General features: G+C 63.3%; 8 protein-coding genes. 4 read left to right on the top strand and 4 right to left on the bottom strand.

Going from position 1 to position 9257, the window contains the following annotated elements:
• From JP75_RS26890 to JP75_RS19555, 3 genes are all read left to right on the top strand, one after another.
• Positions 1-783, top strand: a 783-nt coding sequence (locus JP75_RS26890; protein WP_035086169.1) for a LysM peptidoglycan-binding domain-containing protein, incomplete at its 5' end; no start/stop codon positions are given.
• 218 nt (positions 784-1001) lie between these two features.
• Positions 1002-1322: an ArsR/SmtB family transcription factor gene (locus tag JP75_RS25500; RefSeq protein WP_051960951.1), complete on the top strand. Its 321-nt coding sequence runs from the start codon at positions 1002-1004 to the stop codon at positions 1320-1322.
• Complete coding sequence (locus tag JP75_RS19555; protein ID WP_035086168.1) at positions 1322-3217, top strand: ABCB family ABC transporter ATP-binding protein/permease; 1896 nt, start codon at positions 1322-1324, stop codon at positions 3215-3217. Before JP75_RS25500 ends, JP75_RS19555 begins: the two co-directional genes overlap by 1 nt.
• Here the strand turns inward: JP75_RS19555 and JP75_RS19550 are convergent, their stop codons facing one another.
• Together JP75_RS19550 and JP75_RS19545 are read right to left on the bottom strand one after the other, a co-directional pair.
• The gene (locus tag JP75_RS19550; RefSeq protein WP_035086167.1) at positions 3218-3733 is read right to left on the bottom strand and encodes a Clp protease N-terminal domain-containing protein; all 516 of its coding nucleotides are present in this window, start codon (positions 3731-3733) and stop codon (positions 3218-3220) included.
• Between the two features lie 8 nt (positions 3734-3741).
• Positions 3742-3957, bottom strand: coding sequence for a hypothetical protein (locus JP75_RS19545; protein WP_035086195.1), 216 nt, complete (start codon positions 3955-3957; stop codon positions 3742-3744).
• Between the two features lie 86 nt (positions 3958-4043).
• On the opposite strand from JP75_RS19545, the gene JP75_RS19540 reads away from it, so the two are divergent.
• Complete coding sequence (locus tag JP75_RS19540) at positions 4044-4526, top strand: GNAT family N-acetyltransferase (RefSeq protein ID WP_051960949.1); 483 nt, start codon at positions 4044-4046, stop codon at positions 4524-4526.
• Positions 4527-4650: 124 nt separating this feature from the next.
• On the opposite strand, the gene JP75_RS19535 is transcribed toward JP75_RS19540, so the two are convergent.
• Both JP75_RS19535 and JP75_RS19530 read right to left on the bottom strand, forming a co-directional pair.
• Positions 4651-7971 carry an efflux RND transporter permease subunit gene (locus tag JP75_RS19535; protein ID WP_051960948.1) on the bottom strand — a complete coding sequence of 1107 codons (3321 nt, stop codon included), beginning with the start codon at positions 7969-7971 and terminating at the stop codon, positions 4651-4653.
• A gap of 11 nt (positions 7972-7982) precedes the next feature.
• Complete coding sequence (locus JP75_RS19530; protein WP_051960947.1) at positions 7983-9248, bottom strand: efflux RND transporter periplasmic adaptor subunit; 1266 nt, start codon at positions 9246-9248, stop codon at positions 7983-7985.
• Between the last annotated feature and the right edge of the window lie 9 nt (positions 9249-9257).

Genomic DNA, 9257 nt, shown 5'->3' with positions numbered 1-9257 from the left:
CCCGAAGGCGGCATTGTGCGTCTCTATGTCGATGACACCTTCATCGCCGATGCCACCATCGAAGGCGGCCGCTGGCTCGTCGAAGGCGGCGACGTTCTCGACGCTCCCAGCCAGCGCGTCCGCGCCGACCTGCTCGCCGCCGGTTCGCCTGACGTGATCGCCCGCGCCGAGGTCGACTTCGTCGTCGACATGCCGGCAACGGCGACCGAGCCCGCTACAGCCGTCGCCAGCGCCGAGGCACCCCCGGCGCCCGCACCTGCCGCTGCAACAACGCCGGCCCCGGCTGCTACGCCCTCAGCCCCGGTTGCCGAGCCTGCGACCCCTGCCGCTCCTGCGGTGGCACAAGCAGAGCCTGCCGCAGCGGCGCCAGCCCAACCCGCTCCGACAGCACCGGCCCAGCCGGCAGCGACACCAACCGAGTCCGCCGCCACCCCGGCTCCCGCAACCACGCCTGCGACACCAGCTCCGGAAACTCCCGCCCCGGCAACGCCCGAGGCTCCGGCCACTCCGACCCCGGTCGCCGTGGCGGAGGCCCCCGCCGCGTCGCAGCCGACAGCCGAACCTGCCGTGCCCACAATGGTCGCGGTGGCAGTCGGCTCGCCCGATGCCCAACGTTTCGCTTCGGGCAAGGCCATCATCCGCCGTGGCGACAATCTCTGGACCATCGCCCGCCGCGTCTATGGCGAAGGCATCAAATATACGACCATCTACGATGCCAATACCGGCCAGATCCGCGACCCCGATCGCATCTATCCCGGCCAGGTGTTCAGCCTGCCCCAATAGGCCTACTGACACAAAATGGCGCCCCCGGGCGCCATTTCTGACTGTGAACCACCTCTCTTCACCTCCCCCTGAACGGGGGAGGCCGGGAGGGGGTGATCGGTAAGCACCGGTCCCTGGCCTAACGCCCTATTTCTACCCCCAAACCATCCCCGGGGATTGACCTTGCGGCCAATCCTCACCATGTTCATCGCAATTCACCGATTAATTCGGCCGGCCCCATGCAAGACGACGACATCGCCAACATCATGCGAGCCCTCGGCCATCCGGTCCGGCTCAATATCCTGCGGTTCCTCGCGAGCCAGCAGCAGCGGGAATGTTGCTGTGGCGATGTCACAGATTCCTTGCCCCTCGCCCAGTCCACCGTCTCCCAGCACATAAAAGTGCTGCTCGATGCAGGCCTGATCGAGCGCAAGCCTCATGGTACGCGCAATCGCTACATGATCCGGCATGACCGGCTGTCCGAAATCGGTACCGCCTTCGGAGGCCTTCTCGATGGCCTCAACTTCCAAGCGCCCCACAAGGAAGCGGAACCGGCCTAATGGCTCAAAACAGCACTGAAAAGAAGCCGTCCGTTAGCGCGGACGAAGGCTCTGTATTCTCTACCGTTCGCAATCTCTGGCCCTATATGTGGCCCGAAGGCCGGCCCGATCTGCGCATGCAGGTCATCCTCGCCCTCGGCGCCCTGGTCCTCAGCAAGGTCGCGACCACCCTCATTCCCTTTGCCTATAAGGGCATCATCGACAGCCTCGATGGCACCGACGCCGATAGCCAGTTGATCCTCGGTCTCGCTATCCCCGTCGTGCTGGTGATCGCCTACGTGCTCGGCAATGTCCTCGACGCGGCCTTCCAGCAGTTGCGCGACGTGCTCTTTGCCGGCGTCGGCCAGCATGCGGTGCGGAAGCTCGCGCTCGAAACCTTCCACCACGTCCATCGCCTGTCGCTACGCTTCCATCTGGCGCGTCGCACCGGCGGCCTCTCCCGCGTCATCGAGCGCGGCACCAAGGGCATCGAAACGGTCGTCCGTTTCGCCATGCTCAACATCGTGCCGACCATTCTCGAATTCATCGTCGTCGCCATCATCTTCGTCTGGCTCTTCGGGGTCAGCTATGTCGGCGTTCTGGTGGTGATGATCTGGGCCTATCTCTATTTCACCATCAAGGCCTCCAATTGGCGCATCGCCATCCGCCGGGACATGAACGATTCCGACACGGACGCGAATGGCAAGGCCATCGACAGTCTCCTCAATTATGAGACGGTGAAATACTTCGCCAATGAGAAGATGGAAGCCGAGCGCTACGATCGCTCCATGGCGAACTATGAAAAGTCCGCCATCCGCATCTGGACCTCACTGGGCTGGCTCAATTTCGGCCAGGCCGTTATCTTCTATGGCGGTTTCCTGGCCATCTCCATCATGGCCATTCTCGGCGTTCTCGACGGTCGCCTGACGCTGGGCGATTTCGTCCTCCTCAACACCTTCCTGATGCAGGTCTATCGCCCGCTCAACTTCATCGGCTTCGTCTATCGCGAACTCCGCCAGGGCCTCACCGACATCGAGGAAATGTTCAAGCTTCTCGACCAGGCCCCCGAAATCACCGACAAGCCCGATGCCAAGCCGCTCGCCGTCACCGGCCCGGTCATCCGCTTCGAGGATGTCACCTTCCACTACGATTCCGACCGCCCGATCCTCAAGGGCGTCAGCTTCGAAGTCCCCGCCGGCAAGACTGTCGCCATCGTCGGCCCCACCGGTGCCGGCAAGTCGACCATCTCGCGCCTGCTCTATCGCTTCTATGACGTCACCGGCGGCCGCATCACTATCGACGGGCAGGACCTGCGCGATGTGACGCAGGAAAGCCTGCGCTCCACTATCGGCATGGTCCCGCAGGATACGGTGCTGTTCAACGACACCATCGGCTACAATATCGAATATGGCCGCCCCGGCGCCTCGATGGACGAAGTCCGCCAGGCCGCGCAGATGGCCCAGGTCGGCGCCTTCATCGAAGCCTTGCCCAAGGGTTTTGAGACGCCGGTCGGCGAACGTGGCCTAAAGCTCTCGGGCGGCGAAAAGCAGCGTGTTGCCATCGCCCGTACCATCCTGAAGGCCCCGTCCATCCTCATCCTCGATGAGGCGACCTCGGCCCTCGATACCAAGACCGAGCGCGACATCCAGGCCGCCCTCGACGTCGTCTCGCGCAACCGCACCACCGTCGTCATCGCCCACCGGCTCTCGACGGTGATCAATGCCGACGAAATCCTGGTCCTCCGCGAAGGCCTCGTTGCCGAACGCGGCAACCACGCCGCGCTCCTCGCCCAAAACGGCCTCTACGCCCAGATGTGGAGCCGCCAGCGCGAAGCGACGGAGGCCGAAGAAGCCCTGGCCCTCGCCCAGGAAGACCCCGACGGCTTCGTCAAGCGCGGCGCTCCGGCAGCCGAGTAATCAAGCGGCGGCGATCTCCGCATCCGCCGCCGCCACAAAGGCTTGCGGGTCCCTGCCCATCTGGCGCAGGGCCCGCGCCGCCGTTCCGTGGCCCATCTCGGCCACGACCTTGATCACATACGATCCCGCAAGCGGCCCCGTCACCCCGCGCTGCCTGAGCCGCGCCAATTCCTGCACCACGACCTGCCCCGAAGGCGCCGCCTCATAGAGACCCTTGGCGGCGGGCAGGGGCGGGCTCACGCCCAGCGCGCTCTCCACCACCACGCCATCGACCCCAACGGCCCGCAGCGCCTCCCGATGCTGCTCCACCAGCGCCGTCTTGAACCCCGCCCCATCGAGCCCGAGCCGAGCAAAGACCCGCTGTGCCGATCCATCCGGCAGCGCTAGCGCCGCCTCCACAAAATGCTCCGCCTCTGGCGCCTCGCGCCCTTCTGCCCGTGCCAAATCTTCAGCCGTCTCGCACAAAACCTTCAGCGTGTCGGCATCCTTCGCAGCCTGCATCATGCGCTTGAACATGGCATTCCTCACTTCTTGGGGGTTTCAACCAGACCCGATAGGCGCTTATGCGCAGCCTGCTTGCTGACGCCGAGCGCCATGGCGATCTGCGACCAGCTCCAGCCCCGTTTTAGCGCCTCGGCCACAGCCTGCTGTTCCAACTGATCAGCAAGGCGCCGCAACGCCACCACACTGGCCAGCGCCGCCTCCGGGTCTTCCGATGAATCGATCTTGCTCTCTGTCATCATGCGTCAACAATAGTTGACGATGCGGGGATTGTCAACAATAGTTGACGCTAGCCAACCGAAAATCCTTGCCCTAGGCTCTCGCCATGATCCAGCCCGCCATCCGCCTCATCCCCGCGCGTCCCGACCAGAAGCCGGTCATCGCCAACCTCATCCAGCTCTATCTCCACGACATGACCGAGTTCATGCCCTTCCCGGTCGGCGCTGACGGTCGCTACGCCTACGACTTCCTCGACCGCTTCTGGCGCTTTCCCTATCTCATCATGTCCGGCGAAGAGATCGCCGGCTTCGCCCTCGTCATCGACGACTGCCCGCTCACCGGCCGGGCGCCCTGCTGGTTCATGGCTGAGTTCTTCGTGCTGAAAGCCTACCGGGGCAGGGGCCTCGCCCGCTCCGCCGTCCGGCAGGCCCTCAAAACCCACCCCGGCCAATGGCACATCGCCGTCCCCCACGCCAACAAGGCTGCACAGGCCTTCTGGTCCAAGGTCTTATCGCTCCAGGGCCCGATCAGCCGCGACATCTACTTCGACGGCGACGACTGGCTGCTGCACCAGTTCGTGGCGAGCTAGGCTCTCTCCCCACCCCCGATGTCATTCCCGCGAAAGCGGGAACCCCTGTTTTGCCCAAAGTGTCCCCCTAAAACAAAAAGGCCCGCATCACTGCGGGCCTTTCTCATTCACATCAGGGTCCGGATCACTCCGCCGCGTCGCGACGGTCGTCCTTGTCCTTGTCGCCGAGCCCGGCATCCTTGCTCACCACATAGCGCCTTTCGCCATCGGCGTCGTCGGGCACTTCCACGGCCACGCCGTCAAAGCCGGCCGGGGCCGCAGTGGCCTTGCCGCGGAATGGGCTCGCGATCCACTGGCCGAGGCTCGCAAAGTTCGCGCCCAGCCACTTGATCTGCTTCCACATCACGCTCGGCGCGGTGATCATCACCGGCACCATCACCAGCGTCAGCAGGGTCGAGAAGAACAGGCCCGAAACCAGCGCTGCCGACAGGTGGATGAACCACGAACCGGCAAGGCCACCGACGACGATCTCACGACGGATGAAGTCGAACTCGACATTGGCCCACATGGGGATAACGCCGAGCGCCGTCAGGAACGCCGTCAGCAGAACCGGACGAACACGCTGGCTGACCGTCAGCAGCATGGCCTTCACCGGTTCCACATGCTGGTGGCGGTTATAGTCATTGTAGGTATCGATCAGCACGATGCCGTTCTTCACCACAATACCCGCCAGCGCCACGATGCCGAGGCCGGTCATGATCGCCGAGAAACTCATCCCCGTGACCAGCATGCCCAGAAGCACGCCCGCCACCGACATGATCACCGTCGAGAGCGTCACTATCACCTGGTAGAAGCTGTTATATTCAAGCAGCAGGATGAAGAAGATCAGGGCCATGGCCATGCCCATCGCCTGGACGATGAAGGCATTGGCGTCGCCCATCTGCTCTTCGGCACCACCGAAAGCGACATTGACGCTTTCGGGGAAGTTCTGCTCGCCGATCCACTTCTGCAGTTCCGCCACCTTGTCGGCGGCATAGACGCCTTCCGGCAGGTTCGTAAGACCGGCAGCCACGTTCATCACATAGACCTGGTTGCGGCGCTCGATATTGGCAACCTTCGGAACGGCCTGGCGATCGATGAAGTTCGAAACCGGGATCATGCCATTCTGGGTGGCGATGCGCATGGAGTCGAGCGCGTCGAAGGTGCGCTCGTCCTTGGGCAGGCGAACCCGAATGTCGAGTTCGTCGCCGGTTTCCCCGTCGCGATAGGTGCCGAGCTTCACGCCATTGGTGATGAGCTGCACATAGGGCACGAGTTCACGCACGCCGATGCCATACTTGCCCGCCTCGGCCCGATCGACAGTGATCTGCCAGTCGATACCGGGGGAGGGGCGGCCGTCTTCGGCGTCCACAACTTCCGGCCAGGTCGAGAGGTGATCGCGGATAGCGGCCACGACGGGCACGAGCTCGTCGTAGTTCTTGCTCTCGACGCGCATGTTCAGGTCCTTGCCCGCCGGCGGACCATTCTCCGCCGCCAGCACCTGGATATCGAGGCCGGCAATGTTGTCGACGCGGTTGCGGATATCGGCAAAGATTTTCTCGGCCGGCACGCGGTGGTTCCAGTTGACGAGCTGCAGCTGGAAATTGCCGATCGTGTCAGGCGGCATGGTGCCGAAGGCGCCGGTCGTGCCGAACTGCATGATCACGTCCTGGATGCCGTTGACCTGCAGGATCTGGTCTTCGACCTCGATCAGCATGTCGCGGATTTCCTCGGGCGAGTAATTGCCCTGGCCCACGACGGCCACCGTCGCATATTCCGGTTCCGAAGCGGGGAAGGCTTCCGAGCCGGTGGGGTTGGTCGCATAGGTGACGAAGATCGCCACGATGATACCAAAGCCCACGGCAAGCGTCGGCAAGGGCCAGGAGATCAGCCTCTCCATGGTCCGCACGTAGAAACCGGTCAGGCCCGTCACCTTCTTGGGGTCGAACTTGTCCGGATACATGACGATATCGGCCTTGGCCTTTTCCTTCTCGTCCACATGGGTCGAGGCGATCACCGAGCCGATAACCGGCATGAAGATCAAAGCGGAAATGAACGAGGCGATCATGACGATGATCACGATCATCGGCAGGTAGCTCATGAACTTGCCGATAATGCCCGGCCAGAACAGCAGCGGAATGAAGGCGCCGAGCGTGGTCGCCGTAGCGCCCACCACCGGCACGAACATCTTGCGCATGGCCATGATGAAGGCTTCGCGCTTGGGCACGCCTTCCTGCAGCTTTCGCTCGGCATATTCGACGACCACAACCGGGTCGTCGACGAGCACGCCCACCGCGATAACGAGCCCGAACATCACCATCATGTTGATGGTCATGCCCAGCATTTCCGCGACGAGGAACGCCATCATGAACGAGAGCGGGATGGAAAGGCCGATCATCAGCGCGGGCCTGAGGCCCAGCGTTGCGATACAGGTGATCAGCACCAGCGCCACGGCAGTCAGCACCGCCGCTTCAAGCGAGCGGAAAAGGCTGGTCGTGGTGTCGGCCTGGTCGAGGAAGACGGAGTAGCTCACCCCGCTCGGCCAGGATTTGGCAAGTTCTTCCGTCGTCGCGCGAACCTGGTTCGACACGTCGATGATATTGGTGCCGAGCTTCTTGGAAACGCCGAGGATCTGGGCCGGAGAGCCGTTCACCTGGGTATATTCGGTGGCATCGGCCAGGTTGCGGGTGATCGTTGCGACATCGCCGAAGGTGACGACGGTATTGCCGTCGGTCTTGATCGGCAGGTCATAGACGTCCTGCGCATTGCTGATCAGGCCCGGCACTTCGATATTGAACGAGCCCTGTCCGGTATTGAGCGTACCGCCGGGCACAACCATGTTGTTGCGCGAAAGCGCATCGAGCAACTGGCTGGCGGTCAGGCCATAGGCTTCAAGACGCAGCAGGTCGATGCGGACTTCGAGCTGTTCCTTGCGCGAACCCGAGAGCTTCACTTCACGCACGTCGCCCAGGGCTTCGAGCGCGTCCTGCAGCTCTTCGGCGCGGCGGGTCAGTTCCTTTTCAGGCGCCGTACCATAGATGGCCACCGACATGATCGGGCCGATAAAGTCGATTTCGCTGACCGTCGGGTCATCGGCATCGTCCGGCAGCTTGGCCTTGATCGCGTCCATCTTGGCGCGCGTATCCTGAAGGGCCTGGTCCTTGTCGGTATTGATGTCGAATTCGAGGATCACCGACGCATGGCCGGTGGTCGAGGTCGACGAAATATTCTGCAAGCCCGGCAGGTTGGCGAGTTCTTCTTCCGCCGGCTTGGCGAGCAGGTTTTCCGCGTCGCGCGGCGACACGCCCGTTTGGCTGATCGAGACGTAGAGATAGGGAACGTCGATGGCCGGGAAACTCTCCTTGGGCATGGAGAGATAGGCCGCCGTACCAGCCGTCAGGACGATCACCATGACGGTGAGGACGACCCTCGGCATCCTCAGGATTTTTTCGATGAAGTCGAGCATCAAACTCGTCCTTAGCTGGCTGCGGTTTCAGTGGAAGCAGTCGCGGGGCTGGCCTTCACGGCCTGTCCGGCAGTCACACCTTCCTGGCCGACGGTGATCACTTCGGTCACCGCGGGCAGGCCCGTCACCCAGACGCCCTGGCGGGTGTCGCTGACGATGGTCACTTCGTGGAACGCCACGACGCCGTTTTCGACCGTCCGCACGCCAAGCGTGCCTTCGTCATCGAGCGTCAGCACCGACTGCGGCAGCAGATGGCCCGGCGCCGCGCCGAGATTGACGATAGCTTCGGCGGTCACGCCGTCCTTGATGGCAAAATCGGCATTCGGGATTTCGATTTCGACCGGGAAGGCGCGGGTCGCATTGTCGGCCTGCGAGGCGATATAGGTCACCTTGCCTTCAACAGCCTGGCCGGTAACGGTCTTGATCGAGGCAACGAGGCCGAGCTTGGCAAGGCCGATATGCTTTTCCGGAACCATGCCGGCGAAGATCATCGGGTCGAGCTGCACGATGGTGGCGCAGGCGCCGCCGGCATTCAGCATCGAACCGGCCAGGGCCACCGGGTCCTGCACGAGGCCGGCCACCTTGGCGGTGATTTCGGTGCGGTCGAGTTCGGCCTTGGCATTGTCGAGACCGGCTGCAGCCTGGCTCACGCCGGCCTTGGCCTGGGCAAGGGCCACGTCGGCAGCGTTAGCGGTATTGGCAGCAGCAAGGCCCTTTTCACGCAGGCCCGCATTGGTGTCGAAGTTGAGCTGGGCCTGGGCGAGGGCCGCATTGGCCTGGTCGACGCCGGCCTGAGCCTGGGCGACGGCGGCAACGCGCGTACCCTGGTCGAGCGTGCAGAGGAGGTCACCCACTTCCACGCGCTGGCCCTTGGTCACATGCACGGTGTCCACAGTGCCGGCGGTTTCGGCAACGGCGGTCACCATGGCCTTGGCCTGGGTGCGGCCGCGCAGCGGCACTTCCACCGGCATGGGCTGGGCGGTAAAAGTCTGGGTCCGCACATCCGGCAGCGGGGCATTGGAACCGGTCGTGGCTTCATTGCGTTGTGCAATGGTCAGGGCTGGGTCAGTCTCGGGCGCGTGGTGTTCCGCCAGCACGCCGGCATCCGCCATGGCATTGTGGATAGGACCATGCTCTTCGCCTTCGATGACGGAGATAATTGGCTTTTCGCCATTGCCGGGACCGTTACCCCCCTGCACGAGGGTACCGGTAGCAAGCCAGGCACCTGCTCCAAGCAGGATCAGTAGCGCCAGGCCATAGGAAAACAATGCACGCATAGAATATCA

It is taken from the genome of Devosia riboflavina, from assembly GCF_000743575.1.
GTDB lineage: Bacteria > Pseudomonadota > Alphaproteobacteria > Rhizobiales > Devosiaceae > Devosia > Devosia riboflavina.
The sequence above is the reverse complement of the archived record's forward strand: the minus strand, read 5'-3'. Positions and strand labels throughout refer to the sequence as shown.

Bases quoted from the DNA above. Each gene is read 5' to 3' on its own strand.
- JP75_RS19540 (WP_051960949.1), top strand. From the start codon at position 4,044: ATGATCCAGCCCGCCATCCGCCTCATCCCCGCGCGTCCCGACCAGAAG.
- JP75_RS19555 (WP_035086168.1), top strand. From the start codon at position 1,322: ATGGCTCAAAACAGCACTGAAAAGAAGCCGTCCGTTAGCGCGGACGAA.
- JP75_RS25500 (WP_051960951.1), top strand. From the start codon at position 1,002: ATGCAAGACGACGACATCGCCAACATCATGCGAGCCCTCGGCCATCCG.
- JP75_RS19550 (WP_035086167.1), bottom strand. From the start codon at position 3,733: ATGTTCAAGCGCATGATGCAGGCTGCGAAGGATGCCGACACGCTGAAG.
- JP75_RS19545 (WP_035086195.1), bottom strand. From the start codon at position 3,957: ATGACAGAGAGCAAGATCGATTCATCGGAAGACCCGGAGGCGGCGCTG.
- JP75_RS19530 (WP_051960947.1), bottom strand. From the start codon at position 9,248: ATGCGTGCATTGTTTTCCTATGGCCTGGCGCTACTGATCCTGCTTGGA.
- JP75_RS19535 (WP_051960948.1), bottom strand. From the start codon at position 7,971: ATGCTCGACTTCATCGAAAAAATCCTGAGGATGCCGAGGGTCGTCCTC.